At 68.6% G+C, this 16756-nt stretch carries 13 protein-coding genes; 10 read left to right on the top strand and 3 right to left on the bottom strand.

Features of this window, described 5'->3' with window-relative positions; translation table 11 throughout:
• Positions 1 to 130: 130 nt before the first annotated feature.
• The 6 genes from pcaH (at position 131) to K7711_RS31505 (ending at position 6225) form a co-directional block, all read left to right on the top strand.
• The gene (gene pcaH, locus K7711_RS31530; RefSeq protein WP_040831921.1) at positions 131 to 856 is read left to right on the top strand and encodes a protocatechuate 3,4-dioxygenase subunit beta; all 726 of its coding nucleotides are present in this window, start codon (positions 131 to 133) and stop codon (positions 854 to 856) included.
• Positions 846 to 1505 (top strand): protocatechuate 3,4-dioxygenase subunit alpha, encoded by a 660-nt coding sequence (pcaG, locus tag K7711_RS31525; protein ID WP_222973741.1) that lies wholly within the window; start codon positions 846 to 848, stop codon positions 1503 to 1505. Before pcaH ends, pcaG begins: the two co-directional genes overlap by 11 nt.
• A 36-nt stretch (positions 1506 to 1541) precedes the next feature.
• Entirely contained in the window at positions 1542 to 2912 is a 1371-nt protein-coding gene (gene pcaB, locus K7711_RS31520; RefSeq protein ID WP_222974103.1) for a 3-carboxy-cis,cis-muconate cycloisomerase, read from the top strand.
• On the top strand, positions 2909 to 4108 hold the full coding sequence (gene pcaDC / locus K7711_RS31515; RefSeq protein WP_222973739.1) for a bifunctional 3-oxoadipate enol-lactonase/4-carboxymuconolactone decarboxylase PcaDC: 1200 nt from the start codon (positions 2909 to 2911) through the stop codon (positions 4106 to 4108). The genes pcaB and pcaDC overlap by 4 nt, the downstream gene beginning before the upstream one ends.
• A gap of 70 nt (positions 4109 to 4178) precedes the next feature.
• Positions 4179 to 5021 carry an IclR family transcriptional regulator domain-containing protein gene (locus tag K7711_RS31510; protein ID WP_222973737.1) on the top strand — a complete coding sequence of 281 codons (843 nt, stop codon included), beginning with the start codon at positions 4179 to 4181 and terminating at the stop codon, positions 5019 to 5021.
• Entirely contained in the window at positions 5014 to 6225 is a 1212-nt protein-coding gene (locus K7711_RS31505) for an acetyl-CoA C-acetyltransferase (RefSeq protein WP_222973735.1), read from the top strand. The genes K7711_RS31510 and K7711_RS31505 overlap by 8 nt, the downstream gene beginning before the upstream one ends.
• Position 6226: 1 nt before the next feature.
• Here K7711_RS31505 and K7711_RS31500 read toward each other — a convergent pair whose 3' ends face one another.
• Complete coding sequence (locus K7711_RS31500; protein ID WP_222973733.1) at positions 6227 to 8122, bottom strand: sugar phosphate isomerase/epimerase and 4-hydroxyphenylpyruvate domain-containing protein; 1896 nt, start codon at positions 8120 to 8122, stop codon at positions 6227 to 6229.
• A complete protein-coding gene (locus K7711_RS31495; RefSeq protein ID WP_222973731.1) occupies positions 8119 to 8991 on the bottom strand; it encodes a shikimate dehydrogenase in 873 nt (290 codons plus the stop codon). Before K7711_RS31495 ends, K7711_RS31500 begins: the two co-directional genes overlap by 4 nt.
• A 108-nt stretch (positions 8992 to 9099) precedes the next feature.
• Between K7711_RS31495 and K7711_RS31490 the strand changes: the two genes are divergently transcribed.
• From K7711_RS31490 to K7711_RS47925, 4 genes are all read left to right on the top strand, one after another.
• Complete coding sequence (locus K7711_RS31490; RefSeq protein ID WP_040832104.1) at positions 9100 to 9762, top strand: TetR/AcrR family transcriptional regulator; 663 nt, start codon at positions 9100 to 9102, stop codon at positions 9760 to 9762.
• A gap of 294 nt (positions 9763 to 10056) precedes the next feature.
• Positions 10057 to 11400: an MFS transporter gene (locus K7711_RS31485; RefSeq protein WP_222973729.1), complete on the top strand. Its 1344-nt coding sequence runs from the start codon at positions 10057 to 10059 to the stop codon at positions 11398 to 11400.
• 97 nt (positions 11401 to 11497) lie between these two features.
• Positions 11498 to 14788 (top strand): protein kinase domain-containing protein, encoded by a 3291-nt coding sequence (locus K7711_RS31480; protein ID WP_222973727.1) that lies wholly within the window; start codon positions 11498 to 11500, stop codon positions 14786 to 14788.
• 146 nt (positions 14789 to 14934) lie between these two features.
• The gene (locus K7711_RS47925; RefSeq protein WP_235748074.1) at positions 14935 to 15741 is read left to right on the top strand and encodes a Zn-ribbon domain-containing OB-fold protein; all 807 of its coding nucleotides are present in this window, start codon (positions 14935 to 14937) and stop codon (positions 15739 to 15741) included.
• Here K7711_RS47925 and K7711_RS31470 read toward each other — a convergent pair.
• Positions 15668 to 16705: a helix-turn-helix transcriptional regulator gene (locus K7711_RS31470; protein WP_222973719.1), complete on the bottom strand. Its 1038-nt coding sequence runs from the start codon at positions 16703 to 16705 to the stop codon at positions 15668 to 15670. The genes K7711_RS47925 and K7711_RS31470 overlap by 74 nt on opposite strands.
• Positions 16706 to 16756 lie beyond the last annotated feature (51 nt).

The following is a 16756-nucleotide window of genomic DNA, read 5'->3' as shown; positions in this document are numbered from 1 at the left end:
GTTCGTGCGTAATGTGAACACCCATCCGCATAGCGAACATTTTCGGGCCAGGACTGTTGCCCGGGGCACATCGCCGGATTATCGTGTTCACATAGCGATCAAACGTCCACATACCGAACAAGAGGTCGTGATGCTTCACCTCCCCCCGGGCTATCGACGGCCGGATGCCGCCGAGTCGACACCCGCCGACTTTCCGGACTACCGGACCACCGGACTGCGCTCGCCGCGCCGCCCGCTGACCGTGCTGCCGCACCGGCTCACCGAGCTGACCGGCCCGGTGTTCGGTGAGGACCGGGTGCGGCCCGGCGATGCCGATCTGACCCTCGCCAACGGCGGCGAGGCGGTCGGCCAGCGGATCATCGTGCACGGGCGGGTGCTGGACACCGACGGAAAGCCCGTGCCGAATACGCTGCTCGAGGTGTGGCAGGCCAATGCCGGCGGTCGCTACCGCCACACGGTCGACAACTGGCCCGCGCCGCTGGACCCGCACTTCAACGGCGCCGGTCGCTGCGTCACCGACGCCGACGGGCACTACCGGTTCACGACCATCAAGCCCGGCGCCTACCCCTGGCGCAACCACGACAACGCCTGGCGACCCGCGCACATCCACTTCTCGCTGTTCGGACGCAGTTTCACCCAGCGACTGATCACCCAGATGTACTTCCCGGACGATCCGATGTTCTTCCAGGATCCGATCTACAACTCCGCGCCCGCCGCAGTGCGCCACCGCATGGTGAGCGTGTACGACCACGAGGTCACCACCGACCACTGGGCGATGGGGTTCCGCTTCGACATCGTGCTGCGCGGGCGCGAGGCCACCCTGTTCGAGACCGAGGAGGACGACGATGACGAGTAGCGCCACCACCGGAATCGGTTCCGGCACCGACACTTTCACCTATCCGGTCACGCCGGGCGATTTCACGACCGTCGCGTTCGGCCCGACGCCGTCGCAGACCGTGGGACCGTACTGGCATATCGGGCTGCCCTGGGCAGACGGTCCCGCCGCCGCCCCGGAGGGCACACCGGGCCGGATCACAGTGCGATTCACCGTGCTCGACGGTGCGCGCGAGCCGGTCGCCGACGTCATGGTCGAGACCTGGCAGGCCGATGCGGAGGGGCGCTTCACACATCCCGACGATCCGCGCGGCGCGGTGCCGCCGGTACCCGAGGGCTTCCGCGGATTCACCCGTGCCGCAGGCGATTCCACCGGCACGGCCACCATCCACACGATCAAGCCGGGCGCACTGCCCGCCGAGCAGGATCAGGTCGAGGCGCCGCACATCGACGTCTCGATCTTCTCCCGTGGCATGCTCGATCGCGCGGTGACGAGGCTGTATTTCCCGGAGGACACCACAGCGCACGCGGGCGACCCGGTGCTCGCGGCGCTGCCGGAGACACAGCGGCGCAAGCTGATCGCCGAACGTACCGACGACGGCTACGCCATGACGATCCATCTGCAGGACAGCGACCCCGACGGCGTCGAGACGCCGTTCTTCCTGGTGTGAGGTTTCCTGACATGAGGCTCTGTGAACGAGGTACGCATGGGTGAGCATCGCGGCACTCGCGGGGACCTGTTCGATCCGCTGTTCGGGGCGGCTCGATCCGCCGGCGAGGTGTCGGATCGAGCGTTCGTGGCGGCACTGCTGGAGGTCGAGGCGGCGCTGGCCGTGGCGGCGGCCGAATGCGGCGTCATTCCCGCCGATCAGGCCCCGGTGATCGCCGCGACCGCACGCTCCCTGGGCGACGACGTCGATCTCGCCGCCCTCGGGACCGCGGCGATCGCGGGCGGTAATCCGGTGATACCGCTGGTGCGCCTGCTGCGCGACCGCTGTGCCGCCGCGGGCATCCCCGCGTCGTCGGTGCACACCGGGGCGACCAGCCAGGACATCACCGATACCGCGCTCATGCTGCTCGCCGGGCGTGCGGGCCGGATCGTCGTGGCCGATGCCCGCGCGGCCGCCGACGCCGCCGCCGGGCTGGCCCGCACCCATCGCGACACGCTCATGGTCGCGCGGACGCTCGGGCAGCAGGCCCTGCCCTCGACCTTCGGTCTGCTGGCCACCACCTGGTTCACCACTCTCGATGCCGCCGCCGACCGGCTGGAGACGGTACTGACCGGCCTGCCCGTCCAATCCGGCGGCGCGGCAGGCACTCTCGCCGCCCTGTACCCGCGCGGCACGGCGGTCGCCGACACTCTCGCGGACGAGCTGGGCCTGGCGCGCCACCCGATCCCCTGGCACACCGACCGCACCCCGATCGCCGAATTGGCCTGTGCACTGGGCGTACTCGCCGGGGCGGTGTCGAAACCCGCGACCGATGTCGTGGCGATGTCGGCGATCGAACTCGGCGAGGTCACCGAGGGAACGCCGGGCGGGTCCTCGGCCATGCCGCACAAGCAGAATCCGGTCGCGGCCATCACCGCGCGTGCGGCGGCCCGACGCGTCCCCGGACTGGTGTCGACCGTGTTGTCCTCGATGGACCACGAATTCATGCGGGCGGCGGGCGGCTGGCACACGGAATGGGAGACCATCACCGATCTGCTGCGATTGACCGGCGGGGCGGCGCACCGGCTGGCCGACAGTCTGCGCGGCCTCCGGGTGCACCCGGAGGCATTGCGGCACAACCTCGATCGCACCGGCGGGCTGCTGCTGGCCGAGCGGGTCACCCTCGCCCTGGCCGAACACACCGACGACGCGCGAGCCATCGTCACCGCGGCCGCGACCTCGGGAAAACCGCTCGCGGACGACGAGACGATCGCGAACTACCTCTCCCCCGAACAACTGCGCGAACTACTGGATCCGGCCAATTACCTCGGCCACGCCGGTGAACTGGTGGACCGCGCGCTGTCCGGCCGGAACATCGCGCCGACCGGCCACTCCCCATCCACCCGCAACACCGGAGGTCCGCGATGACGGTCGATCTCGCCTACCGCGAATACGGCGATCCGGCGAACCCCGCGGTGGTTTTCCTCGGATCCATCGGCTCCGATGCCACCATGTGGGCCCCGCAGGCACATGCGCTCTCGGATCGTTACCGCGTGGTGTGCGCGGACCACCGCGGGCACGGCGGTTCGCCCGCCCCGCAGGGGCCGTACACCGTCGCCGACCTCGGCGGCGATGTCCTGGCCCTGCTGGACCGCCTCGAACTCGGCGCGGTTCATCTGGTCGGCTTGTCGCTCGGGGGTGCGGCGGCGCAATGGCTCGCCGCACGGCACCCGTCGCGGGTGCGTACGCTCACCCTGCTGTGCACCTCCCCCGCGTTCACGCCCGCGCAGGGCTGGATCGATCGCGCGGAAACCGTTCGCACGCACGGTCTTTCGTCCATCGCCGAACAGATCGTGGAGCGCTGGTTCACCGCGGGCCTGGCCGAGCGCGATCCCGAGCTGATCCGCCGTCACCTGGAGATGGTCCGCGGCGTCTCCGACGAGGGCTACGCGGGCTGCTGCGAGGCCCTGGCCGACTGGGACGGCCGCGGCGATCTCGCGCGAATCGTGGCCCCCACCCTCGCGATCGCCGGAGAGCAGGATCCCGCCACTCCCCCGGCGACACTGCGCACGATCGCCGAGGGCGTCGCCGACGCACGACTGGAGGTGCTGGATCCCGGCGCGCATCTGGTCAGTGTCGAGCAGGCAGGCCCGGTCACCGCCCTGATCGCCCGCCATATCGCCGCCACCCCCACCACCGGATACGCCGCCGCGACGACGACCCCTGCCGTGCCCGCACCCACCGAACGCGCCGACGCCCACGCCGCCGGAATGCTCGTCCGCCGCGCGGTGCTCGGCGACGCGCACGTGGACCGCTCGATCGCCGCGACCACCGAATTCACCGCTCCCTTCCAGGATTTCATCACCCGCACCGCCTGGGGAGATGTCTGGAACAGGCCGGGGATGGATCACCACACCCGGCGATTGCTGACCCTCGCCGTCCTCACCGCCCTCGGCACCGAGCACGAACTGGATATGCACATCCGCGCGGCTCTACGGGCGGGGATGGACCCCGGCGAACTCGTGGAAGTATTCCTGCACACCGCGATCTACGCGGGAGTACCCCGAAGCAACCGGGCCTTCGCCCTCGGGCAACAGGCCCTGGCCGACCTAGGAGAGCCATGAGCCGAGCGAACGATCGGGTGCGGCCGAGCCGCGCACTCACACCGCAGCCGACCGCCGGTGAGGTGACGGCATGAGCGAGCCCGACTTCGTACGTGTCCCGCCGGTGGAGGTCACCCCGTCCTCGGATTACGTCCAATCGCTGGCGCGTGGACTGGCGGTGATCCGGGCCTTCGACGCCGACCATCCCCGCCGCACTCTCAGCGAGGTCGCCAAACACACCGACCTCACCCGCGCCACCGCGCGCCGATTCCTGCTGACGCTCGCCGAACTCGGTTACGTCCGCACCGATGGATCGGTGTTCTGGCTGACCCCGCGCGTACTCGAACTCGGCTACAGCTACCTGTCCAGCCTCTCGCTACCCGAACTGGCCGGACCGCACCTCGAAGCCCTCGCGGAACAGGTGCGCGAATCGTCGTCGGTGTCGATCCTGGACGACGGCGACGTGCTCTATGTCGCCCGAGTTCCGGTGCGGCGCATCATGACCGTCTCGATCAACATCGGCACCCGCTTCCCCGCGTACGCCACCTCGATGGGTCGCGTGCTGCTGGCCGGGCTGCCGCCGCACGAGCTCGACGCCTACCTCGACCAGGTGCACCTGAACATGCTCACCGAGCACACGGTGCTCACCGCGGAGCAACTTCGCGCCGAACTCGACCGGGTGCGCGAGGCCGGGTACAGCATCGTCGATCAGGAGCTCGAGGCCGGGCTCCGATCACTGGCCGCGCCCATTCGCGACGAGTCCGGCGCGGTCATCGCCGCAGTGAACATCTCCACCCAATCCGCGCGCTACACCGCCACCCAGATCGAGGCGGATCTGGTGCCCGCGGTGCGAGCCACCGCCGACGCGATCACCGCCGATCTGACCCGAACCCGATCCCAATCCCCAACGCACCCAGGACGTTCCCTTGTCTGATGTAGTCATCTGCGAACCGTTGCGCACGCCCGTCGGCCGATTCGGCGGCGTATTCCGCGATATTCCGCCCGAGACGCTCGCCGCCACGGTCATCTCCGAAATCATCTCCCGCACCGGCATTTCCGGTGCCGACGTGGACGATGTCATTCTCGGGCAGGCCGGTCCGAACGGCGAGGCGCCCGCCATCGGCCGGGTCGCCGCGCTCGACGCGGGCCTGGGTATCGACGTCCCCGGCCAGCAGGTGGATCGACGGTGCGGCTCCGGATTGCAGGCGGTGATCACCGCGGTCGGCCAGGTGCAGTCCGGCGGCAGCGATCTCGTACTCGCCGGCGGCGTGGAGAGCATGAGCCGGACCGAGTTCTACACCACCGGTATCCGCTACGGAGTGCGCGGCGACGACGCCGGTCTGGTGGACCGGCTCGCCCGCGCCCGGATCACCGCGGGCGGACACGACTTCCCCGTACCGGGCGGGATGATCGAGACCGCGGAGAATCTGCGCGCCGAATTCGGCATCAGCCGCACCGATCAGGACGCGCTGGCGGTGCAGTCGCATCAGCGCGCGGTGGCCGCGCAACGCGAGGGCAGGTTCGCCGAGGAAATCGTCCCGGTCCCCGTCCCGCAGCGTCGCGCCGAACCCATCCTGGTCGACACCGACGAACATCCGCGCGCGGACACCGACCTCGCGGCCCTGGCCAAGCTGAAAGCCATTCGCGCACAGCTGGATCCGGAGTCCACGGTGACCGCGGGCAATGCCAGCGGACAGAACGACGGCGCCGCGCTGTGCATCGTCGCCACCGCCGAGAAGGCTCGCGCGCTCGGACTGAAACCGCTTGCGCGCCTGGTGAGCTGGTCCGCGGCCGGGGTGCCGCCGCGCACCATGGGTATCGGCCCGGTTCCCGCCACCGAGCGCGCCCTGAAGCGCGCCGGGCTGACACTCAGCGATATGGGCGTCATCGAACTGAACGAGGCATTCGCCGCCCAGGCCCTCGCGGTCACCCGCACCTGGGGTCTGGCAGCCGACGACACCCGGCTCAACCCGAACGGTTCGGGCATCTCGCTCGGGCACCCCGTCGGCGCGACCGGCGCTCGCATCCTGACCACGCTGCTGCGCGAGATGCATCGTCGCGAAGCCCGGTACGGGCTCGAGACGATGTGCATCGGCGGCGGGCAGGGTCTGGCGGCGGTCTTCGAACGTATCGGCTGACTCAGCAGCCTGCCCGCAGGTGCGCGGCCACCCGCACCGCGGAATTCAGCTCGCCCTGGCCGCGGTAGTCCCCGACGCGCTGGACGATCTCGAAGAACAGGTCCGCACCGACGGTCTCGGTGAACAGCTGGAAGTACTCCCCACCGCCGTCGGCGTCGTAGAGGATGCCGAATTCGCGCATCTGCCACAGGATTTGGGGATCGAGGTCGAAGCGGGTGGCCAGGTCGTCGTAGTAGTTCGCGGAGATCGCCGGACGGCGATGCCCGAGCGTGACGAGTTCGGCGGCGGTGGCGAAGATATCGGCGCAGGTGAACGCGACATGGCTGACACCGCCGCGGCGGATCGCGGTCGGGTGCTCCGGCCCGGCCGGGCAACCGGGCACCATGTTCAACGAGATGCGCAGCGGCGACGCGGATCCGGTGCCGGTCATGGTGAGCGACTGGCTGCGCAACTGCCCGACCGAGTCGGGAATGTCCACCCCCTCGTTCGGCTGCATGCCGAACACCGACCGCAGCCGCAGCATGATCCCGTCCCAGTCGTCCGGCCGCACCGCCAGGGCCACATGATCGACGCCGGTCAGCAGGGAGGGCAGCGCGAGCGGCTGCGGCTGCGGTTCGAACGCCTCCCGCCAGGCGGCCCGGCTCGCCGGTCCGCGCAGATCGATCGAGGTGGCCTCGGTGACCCGCAGCCGCACCACATCAGCGGCTGGGTCACCGAATTCACTGACCGCACCGGGCAATTCGACCTCGTGCGCAGGCACCTCGAGGGCCAGCGCCCGCGCTTCCCAGGCATCCGGATCGGCGGAACGGATGCCGATCTGCGAGAGCACCGGCAGCGGCGTCCCCGCCGCGGGCGCGGTCCAGGCCGTATCCGAGGTGGCGTCCACGGCGACGGTCAGCTCGCCGTGCCGCCACAGTTCCAGCTCGTGTTCGCGGTGCCGCCCGGCGTATCCGAAACCGATACTGCCCAACATCGTGCGCAGCTGTGTGGCCCGGTCCGGACCGGCGGCGATGCGCAGCGATACGACCCCGTCGATGTCCGGACGGGCCGGAGGCACGAAAAGTCCTGCGCTGTCCGGCATCCGGGCGGCGACCTGTTCCTGCAGATGTCGCAGCGAGCGATGCGCGTCGGCGGCGGTGCGTCCGGTCGAGGACTGCCGGAACACGTCGTTGAAGATCTCCAGCGACCAGGGCCCGGCATATCCGGTGGCGTGCACGTGCGCGCCGAATGCGGCCAGATCGAAGGTGCCCTGCCCGGGGAACTTGCGGTAGTGCCTGCTCCACTGCAGCACATCCATCGCCATCGCCGGGGCGTCGGCGAGTTGCAGGAAGAAGATCTTCTCCCCCGGGATGTCGCGGATCCCTTCGGGATCGTCGCCGCGCGAGAGGATGTGGAAGCTGTCCAGGCAGGTTCCCAGCGCCGGATGATCCACCGCCGCAACGATATTCCAGGCATGCCGGTAGGTGTTCACATGCGCGCCCCAGGCCAGCGCCTCGTACGCGACGCGGATTCCGCGGCGGTGCGCGCGTTCGGCGAGGCCGTGCAATTGGGCGGCGAGACGGTCGTCGTCGCGCACCGCGCTCGGCAGCGGCGACGAGCAGACCAGGATGGTGTCGCAGCCGAGCTGTTCCATCAGGTCGAATTTGTGTTCCGCGCGAACGAGATTGCGCGCGTACTGGGCCTCGTCGGTCGAGTCGAGGTCCCGGAACGGCTGGTACAGGTCGATGGTCAGGCCCAGATCGGCGGCACGGGCCGCCAGCGCGGCCGGGGTGAGCGCGGAGCCGATGAAATCGGGTTCGAAGATCTCGAATCCGTCGAACCCGGCCGCGGCGATCGCGGTCAGCTTCTGCTCGAGCGTTCCGCTCAACGACACGGTGGCAATGCTGGTGTTGATCATCTCGCGGCCATCGCTTCCCGCGACAACAGCGCGTCCATGTGGGTGGCCATCCGGTCGGCGTCCGGCGCGATGCCGGTGAAGATCTCGAAGGCGTCGGCGGCCTGATACACCGCCATCCCCGCACCGGTCAGCGTGCGTGCCCCGGCCGCACGGGCCGCGCGCACCAGTTCGGTCTCGACCGGGCGGTACACCACCTCGGCCACCCAGAGATCCGCGCGCAGCAGTTCGGCGGGCAGTGCCATTCCCGGATGCTCGGCCATCCCCATCGGCGTCGCGTGCACCAGTCCGTCCGCATGCTCGAGCACCTGTGCGAGCCGATCGGGTGCGGCGACGGACAATCGGCGGTCCGGAAAGTGCGTGCCGAGCGTCTCGGCCAGTTCACCGGCCCGGCCGGGATCGGCGTCCACGAGGGTCAGCTCCCGCGCACCGCGGTCCAGCGTGGCGTAGCCGACCGCCGCGCCCGCGCCGCCCGCACCCAGCTGCACCACCCGCTGGAACCGCGCGTCGGGCAGGCCCCGGTCCAGCGAGCGCCGGAATCCGGACCAGTCGGTGTTGTGCCCGATCGCCCGATCCCCTTCGAACAGCACGGTATTCACCGCGCCGAGCCGTGCGGCCTCGGGCGACAGCTCGTCGAGCAGTTCGATGACGCGCTGTTTGCACGGGTGGGTGATGTTCAGGCCCCGATATCCCGCACCCCGCACACGCTCGAACAGCGCGGGCAGATCGTCGACGCTGAGCCCGAACTCGGCCAGATCCAGGATCCGGTACTCGTAGTCCAGACCGTGGTGGGCGCCCTCGGTCATATGCAGCGACGGCGTCAGCGATGCGCCGATTCCGGTTCCGATCAACCCACAGAGCAGCGAAGACATCCAAACCTTCTTATGTACGGAATAGTTAGTTAATTGGAGCGTACTACGTCACGCCGGTTCGCGACAGTGCCGCGGCCGGACCGGGCCGACGCCGGATACAGTGACGGAATGTCGCCGAACCGGACGGAAACCGCGCCCGCGCCGAAGCGGCGGCGCAACAAGGACCTCACCCGCGAGGACATCCTCGACATCGCCACCGCCGAATTCGCCGACAAGGGCTATTCCGGTGCGCGCGTGGACGATATCGCGCAGCGCACGCACACCACCAAGCGGATGATCTACTACTACTTCACCGACAAGGAAACGCTCTACCGAGCCGTCCTGGAGCGCTCGTACCGGCTGATCCGCGAGTTGGAGCAGACGCTGGACATCACCGGACTCGAACCGATCGCCGCGATCCGCGCGCTGGCCGAACTCACCTTCGACCACCACGAGCAGCATCCGGAGTTCATCCGGATGGTGGCGAACGAGAACATGTTGCGCGGCGAGCACATCCAGCGCTCCCCGGCGCTGGCCGGACTCGGCGCCCCGGCGGTCGACCTGCTCACCCACATCCTGCGCCAGGGGCAGGACTCGGGCCTGTTCCGCACCGACGTCGACGCCCTGGACATCCACATGCTGATCAGCAGCTACTGCGTGTTCCGGGTGGCCAACCGATACACCTTCCAGGCGCTGTTCGACCGCGACCTGACCGCACCCGACCTGCGCGAACACCTGCGAACCATGCTCGGCGACGTCGTCGTCAGCTTCCTGCTGACCCGGCCCGACTGAACTCACCCCGCCGACGCCGCGAGCCCCGTCGACCCGTCCTCGCGGGGCTCGAACCCGGCGAACAACCACCCCGCATCTACCTGTTATGAACTATTTAGTTAATACTATTGCAGTACCCGAGTGACCGGGGTTACAGTGCTTACGATCGCATAACGAACATGTGTTTGCATCGCGAACACATGCGTCGACGCGGCGCCGAATCCACACAGCACCGAGCCCCAGCAGCGCAGTGCAGCGCACAGCGCGACAGCGCTACCCAACCGAAGTGCAGCGCAGATAGATCAGGAGTCAGATATGCCCGCCAGCGTCGACGCGCACCGCCCCGCACCCACGCCGCCGGACACCCGGCGCGTCACCCGGGCCGCGATCGCGAGTTTCCTCGGCAGCACGCTCGAGTATTACGACTTCTACATCTACGCCTCGGCGTCGGCGCTGGTCTTCGGCAAGGTGTTCTTCCCGGCGGCGAATCCGGCCACGGGCACACTGCTGTCCCTGGCGACCTTCGGCGTCGCCTACATCGCCCGACCGGTCGGCGCGGTGATCCTCGGACATTTCGGCGACCGCGTCGGTCGCAAGCGGATCATGCTGCTGACCGTGACCGCGATGGGATCGGCCACCTTCCTGATCGGCTGCCTGCCGTCCTATCGGACCGCCGGTGTGCTCGCGCCGATTCTGCTGGTGATATTGCGTGTGCTGCAAGGTATTTCCGCGGCCGGGGAACAGAGCGGCGCCGGATCGCTGACCCTGGAACACGCACCTGCGGGCCGCCGCGCCTTCTTCACCAGCTGGACGCTCACCGGCACGCAGGCCGGATTCATCCTCGCGACGATGGTGTTCCTGGCCGTCGCGGATCTGCCGGACCAGCAGCTGATCAGCTGGGGTTGGCGAATTCCGTTCTGGTGCAGCGTCGTCGTGGTGGTCCTGGCCTATGTCGTGCGGCGACGCCTCGAGGAGCCCGAGGTGTTCCGGGCCGAGCAGCGCAGTGACGCGATCGCGAAATTCCCTGTCGCACAGTTGCTTCGGACCCAACCGGCCGATCTGCTGCGCGTGGTGCTGTGTTCGTTCATCGCGGTGGTCAGCACGGTGTTCGCGGTGTTCGGCCTGGCCTTCGCGACCGGACACGCGGTCGGGGTGTCCAAGACCACCATGCTGCTGGTCGCGGTGGCGGCCAACGTGCTCGCGCTGATCATGCAGCCGTTGCTGGCGATACTGGCCGACCGGATCGGGCGTCGCCCGGTGTTCATCAGCGGTGTGATCGGTTGCGGCATCATGATTTTCGTCTACTTCACCGCGATCATGTCCGGTAACACCCTGCTGATCTACCTGGCCGCGCTGATTCTGATCGGCGTGTGCTACAGCGCGCCGAATGCCGTGTGGCCCACGTTCTACGCCGAGATGTTCGCCACCCGGATCCGCTTCTCCGGCATGGCGATCGGCACCCAGATCGGTTTCGCCCTGGCCGGATTCGCCCCGACGATCGCCTGGACGCTGGTCGGCAACAGCCGCACCCACTGGCTGCCGGTGGCGATATTGGTCGCGGTCGCCTGCGCCCTGTCCGCCGCAGCGGCGTTCACCGCCCGGGAGACCTACCGCACCCCGCTCACCGAACTCGGCACACCGAGCGCTCGCGGCGAATAACCCGCAACGGGTCGAATTCACTTCTTCCACTGTGAGATGTGCCGTTCGGGATATCCTGGGTGAGCCTCTGGCAAACCGATATTCCTTGGTGAGGCTGATGGGCTCGGACAGTGGAACACAGAACAACGACCCGTTGACGACTCAGCGGGCGATCATTCCGAACGTCGCCGATGAGTTGCGAGCGGCCGGATTCGGCGATGCCGAAGAGATCGGCCGAGGTGGGTTCGGCGTCGTGTACCGCTGCACCGAGATCAGCCTGGAACGCACCGTCGCCGTGAAGATCCTGACGACCGACTTCGACGAGATCGACCGGGCGCGGTTTCTTCGCGAGCAGCGGGCGATGGCCCAGCTCACGGCGCATCCGAACATCGTCGGCGTGCTACAGGCCGGGGTGACCGAAGGCGGACTCCCCTACCTGGTGATGCCGTATCACGCCCACGGCTCGCTCGAGTCGCAGATCCGGCAGCGCGGCGCGCTGCCGGTCGCGGCGGGGCTGCGGCTCGGGGTGAAGATCGCCGGCGCGCTGGAAACCGCGCATCGCGCGGGCATCGTGCATCGCGACGTGAAACCGGCGAACATCCTGTGGACCGACTACGGCGAGCCGGCCCTGGCCGATTTCGGTATCGCGCATATCGCGGGCGGTTTCCGGACGACCTCCGGCGCCGTCACCGGCTCCCCCGCCTACACCGCGCCCGAGGTGTTGTCCGGCGATCCGCCGAGTCCGGTATCCGATGTCTACGGCCTCGGCGCGACGCTGTTCACCGTGCTGTCGGGGTACGCCGCATTCGAACGGCACAGCGGCGAACACGTGGTCGCCCAGTTCATCCGCATCACCAGTCAACCGGCGCCCGACCTGCGCGGGCACGATATGCCGGAGGATGTCGCCGCGGCGGTCGAGGCGGCCATGTCCGCGGACCCGCGCGAGCGCCCGACGGCCGAGGCGTTCGGCGAGCGGCTTCGAAGTATCCAGTCGCTGCACGGCATTGCGACCGACGCGATGGCCCTGCGGGCGGATCCACCGGCCGGGAACGCACTGTCGCCGCTGCCCTTCGCGGCGCGGCGGTCGGGGCCGGTGGCCCGCCACGGCGACGAAGCGCTCCCGGTCGAGCTGACCAGTTTCATCAACCGCCGCAGCGAACTGTCCGAACTGAAGAACCTGCTGTCCGCATCGCGGCTGGTGACGCTGACCGGCACGGGCGGTGTCGGTAAGACGCGGCTGGCGTTGCGGGCGACCGAGAGCATGCGGCGGGAATTCGTCGATGGCACCTGGCTCGTCGAGTTGGGTGAGCTGCGAGACGCCTCCCTCCTGATGAATGTGGTGGCGACCGCGGTCGGTGTGGGCGACTGGAACGCGCAACCGATGCAGGATGTCCTGCTCGGCTTCTTCGGCGAACGAAAGAGCCTGCTGATTCTGGACAACTGCGAACACGTCGTCGCGGCCGCGGCCGACCTGGCGACGACGCTGTTGCGCGCCTGCCCCGAGTTGCGGATCGTGGCGACCAGCCGCGAGCCGTTGGACATCCGCGGCGAAGCCGTGTTGCGCGTGCCGCCGCTGACGGTCCCGGCCGAGGATCGGGAGGCATCGCTGCGCGGGCTACCCCGATACGATGCCGTGTCGTTGTTCGCCGAACGCGCCGCCGAGACCGTGCCGGGCTTCGAGATCACCGAATCGAACAAGGCCGACATAGCCGGGATCTGCGCGCGGCTCGAAGGGCTGCCACTGGCGATCGAACTCGCCGCGGCTCGACTGCGGGCGATGTCGCCGGCCCAGATTCTCGAGCGATTGACCGACCGCTACGCACTGCTCACCCGGAGCAGCCGGGACGCGCCCGTGCGGCAGCAGACCCTGCGGTGGAGCATCGACTGGAGTTACGAGCTGTGCACCGAAGCCGAACAGCTTCTCTGGCAACGACTCTCGGTGTTCGCCGGCGGCTTCGAACTCGACGCGGCCGAGCAGGTCCGCGGCCGCGACCCTGCCGCGCAGAGCACCCTCGACACGCTGAGTTCCCTGGTGGACAAGTCGATCGTGATCCGTGAGGAGACGAACGGTGTCGTGCGATTCCGGCTGCTGGACACGCTTCGCGAATACGGCGCGGACAGGTTGCGGCACAGCGGGAACTATTCGCGCCTGCGCAGCGCCCACCGGGACTGGTACGCGCGGATGGCGTTCGACGCGGAAGCCGGATGGCTCAGCGATCGGCAACTCGACTGGATCGAACGCGTCGAACGAGAGCAGTCGAATCTGCGCGAGGCGCTCGAGTGGTCTCTCACCGATCGCGGCGAAGCGGCGGCCGATATCGGAATACGCATGGTCAACGCGCTGATCCTGTATTGGCAGGCGCGAGGCCGCTACGACGAGTGCGGACGGTGGATCAGCCGCATGCTGAACCACCCCGGACGGCAGTCCCCGCGGGACCGGGTCGAAGCCCTGTTCTCCGCGAGTTCGATGGCCGCGCTGCAGGGCGACCTCGACTCGGCAGCGACCCTGATCGCGCGGGCCCGGACGATCGCCGACCGGACAGCGGACCCGTTGTCCCGCGCATGGGCTGGTATGGGCGAGGCGCTGTGTGTCCTGCTCCGAGGTGAGTTCACCGATGCCTGCTCCACATTGGAGTCGGCCGCGGAGGTGTTCTCCTCGCTCGGTAAACGCCGTCTCCAGGTTTCCGCCGCGATCATCCGTGGACTCGCGTACCAGACGAGCGGCGATTCCGAGCGAGCGATCGCGACACTGCGCTGGGTCATCGACGTGACCGAAGCCTGCGGAGAAACGGTTCAGCGGTCGTACGCACTGCTGGTCATGGGCCAGGTCGCCTGGCAACGCGGCGACGCGGACCAGTCGAGGCGCGCGTTGGAGCAGGCGCTGCGCCTGGACTCCGGCATGCACAGCCCGGTCACCGCTGCCACGGGTATCGAATTCCTGGCCTGGATCGATGCCGGTCAGGGGCGTGCCGAGCGTGCGGCGGTGCTGCTGGGAGCCGCCGAACACCTGGGCCGATCGGCGGGCATCGGTTGGCTCAACACCCCCGAGATGGTGTCCTGCCACGAGCAATGTGTGCACTCGGCGCGGCACGACCTCGGAGATCGCGGATTCGACCGGGCCGTCCGCGCCGGGCACGCGATGACCAGGGATGCGGCCGTCGGGGTCGCGCTCGGCGATCCGCCCTCCCCCGGCGGTACTCCCGCACCGGTCTCCACGGCGCTGACCAGACGTGAGGAGCAGGTCGCGCAGTTGGTCGCCCAGGGCATGACGAACAAGCAGATCGCCGCGAAGCTGGTGATCTCGCAGCGGACCGCGCAGGGCCACGTCGAGCACATCCTGACCAAGCTCGGATACACCTCCCGCGCGCAGATCGCGGCCTGGGTCGTCGGGCAGAACGACAACGGCTGACCATTACGTCCTCCCGGCGCGTGATCCGGGCATACGCATGCTCCGGAAGCAGGTATGTAACCGGTAGTTCTACCGATGTGCGGGTGTGTTCTGGATCGCATTCTTTATCTGGACACTTTGTCACCGCGCTCACTGCAGGACCCCTGATGGAATATCACGAACCGAACCAGCCACGATCCACCGGTGATGCTGCCGTTCGGCACCGTGACGGAGCATTGCAGATCAGGCACTGTCTCACCTGCGGATTGCGGCTCGCTCCGATGATCGTCACCTGCACGGGGTGCCGGTCCACCGCGCTGGAATGGGTGATCTCGTCCGGCGAGGGCTCGATCGTGTCGTGGAAGGTCGTGCACCGGCCACGCAAGGACTCCGATTCCGACGAGTGGGAGACATCGACGATGGCCATCATCGAACTCGACGACGGCCCGTGGATGTACACGACGATCGACGGCGAGGTCCCCGCGCCGGCGGAGGGGCCGGTGCGAGTGCGGTTCACGCCCGACGCGGCCCGCGACCGATTCCCGGTGTTCACGATCCGTTCGACCGACCCGACCCTGCCCGACGAGCCCGATGAACCACCGATCCGACATACCGACGCTCGAAAAGGAAACACACCGATGACCGAGACGACCGGCGAGAGACCCTGCGACCCGATCTGGGTCCGATCCTGCCTGCACCAGTGCGATTTCCTGGCGAAGTCCAGATCGCTCGACGCCGACGCGAAGGCGTTGATCCGCTTCGCGATCCAGTGGGCCCCGTTCGGCGGAGCGAGCGCCGATGAGCTGCTGGTGAACTTCGGCATCACCCGCTGGCGATTCGTGCAGGTGATTCGGGAAAACCTGCGACCACGTGCCGGCGACAGCCGCACCGCGCGCACGTTCAAACGGAATCTGCTGGACGCGTTGTCCCTGGGGTGGCAGATCTTCCCGGACTCCGCACCTGCCCTTCCGTAACGTCGGCGCTCGACGCGCGTTGGAAGCGATCGGCCCAATTCTGTACGTGCGCAATCAGTTCCGGGGGATGCAGGATGCGGAACTCGGCGTCGACCACGCCCAGGGCCATGGTCGCCCAGTCCAGCGAGTCGGCGGTGATCGAGATCCGGCAGTGCTCGGCATCGAGTTCTTCGATGGTGCACCAGCGGCCGATCCGTTCGCGGATCGTGTCGGCGGAGGCATGCACCAGCGCCTCCACCCGATGGACTCCGGGCAGATTGTCCATGCCGGACCGGACGAACTCGGCGGCGTCGGCCGCGGGGAGATCGCGGGGCAGGAAACGGGAACCGTCGGTCTCAGGGTCGACGACCCGGTCCACCCGGAAACTGCGCCAGTCGTGGCGGGTCAGGTCGTAGGCCACGAAATACCACCGCCGCCCCAGCGAGACCAGCCGATGCGGTTCCACGTACCGATCGGTCCCGCGGCCGTCGGCGGCGGTGTAGCCGAAACGGAGCCGTTCGGTGTCGCGGCAGGCCAGCGCGATCGTGGTGAGGACACCGGTATCGACGGCCGGACCGGGCTGACCGCTCCAACCGCCCGCGATGGTCATCGCCCGCACGGCCTGCACCCGGCGGCGCAACCGCGGCGGCATCACCTGCACCAGCTTGGCCAGCGCGCGCACCGACGCCTCCGCCACGCCGGGCGCGGTCGTCCCCGTGGCGGCTTGCAGACCGACCACCAGCGCGACCGCCTCTTCGTCGTCGACCATCAACGGCGGTAGCGCGGCGCCCGCAGCGAGCTGATAACCGCCGTCCGATCCGCGGCGCGCCTCCACCGGATAACCCAGCGCCCGTAGCCGATCCACATCCCGGCGCAGGGTTCGCGCCGACACCTCGAGCCGCTCGGCCAGTTCGAAGCCGGGCCAGTACTTGTGCGTCTGCAACAGGGACAGCAGGCGGAGCGTCCGCGTGCTCGTATTCGCCATATTTCGATTATGGGGTTCCTTTAGGTCAAAAAGTGACCGCTATGGGTCATA

The sequence above is a fragment of the Nocardia coffeae genome (genome assembly GCF_019890715.1).
Taxonomy (GTDB): Bacteria; Actinomycetota; Actinomycetes; order Mycobacteriales; family Mycobacteriaceae; genus Nocardia; species Nocardia jiangxiensis.
The sequence above is the reverse complement of the archived record's forward strand: the minus strand, read 5'-3'. Positions and strand labels throughout refer to the sequence as shown.

Bases quoted from the DNA above. Each gene is read 5' to 3' on its own strand.
- pcaG (WP_222973741.1), top strand. From the start codon at position 846: ATGACGAGTAGCGCCACCACCGGAATCGGTTCCGGCACCGACACTTTC.
- K7711_RS31480 (WP_222973727.1), top strand. From the start codon at position 11,498: ATGGGCTCGGACAGTGGAACACAGAACAACGACCCGTTGACGACTCAG.
- K7711_RS31485 (WP_222973729.1), top strand. From the start codon at position 10,057: ATGCCCGCCAGCGTCGACGCGCACCGCCCCGCACCCACGCCGCCGGAC.
- pcaB (WP_222974103.1), top strand. From the start codon at position 1,542: ATGGGTGAGCATCGCGGCACTCGCGGGGACCTGTTCGATCCGCTGTTC.
- K7711_RS31490 (WP_040832104.1), top strand. From the start codon at position 9,100: ATGTCGCCGAACCGGACGGAAACCGCGCCCGCGCCGAAGCGGCGGCGC.
- K7711_RS31510 (WP_222973737.1), top strand. From the start codon at position 4,179: ATGAGCGAGCCCGACTTCGTACGTGTCCCGCCGGTGGAGGTCACCCCG.
- pcaH (WP_040831921.1), top strand. From the start codon at position 131: ATGCTTCACCTCCCCCCGGGCTATCGACGGCCGGATGCCGCCGAGTCG.
- K7711_RS47925 (WP_235748074.1), top strand. From the start codon at position 14,935: ATGGAATATCACGAACCGAACCAGCCACGATCCACCGGTGATGCTGCC.
- K7711_RS31470 (WP_222973719.1), bottom strand. From the start codon at position 16,705: ATGGCGAATACGAGCACGCGGACGCTCCGCCTGCTGTCCCTGTTGCAG.
- pcaDC (WP_222973739.1), top strand. From the start codon at position 2,909: ATGACGGTCGATCTCGCCTACCGCGAATACGGCGATCCGGCGAACCCC.
- K7711_RS31495 (WP_222973731.1), bottom strand. From the start codon at position 8,991: ATGTCTTCGCTGCTCTGTGGGTTGATCGGAACCGGAATCGGCGCATCG.
- K7711_RS31500 (WP_222973733.1), bottom strand. From the start codon at position 8,122: ATGATCAACACCAGCATTGCCACCGTGTCGTTGAGCGGAACGCTCGAG.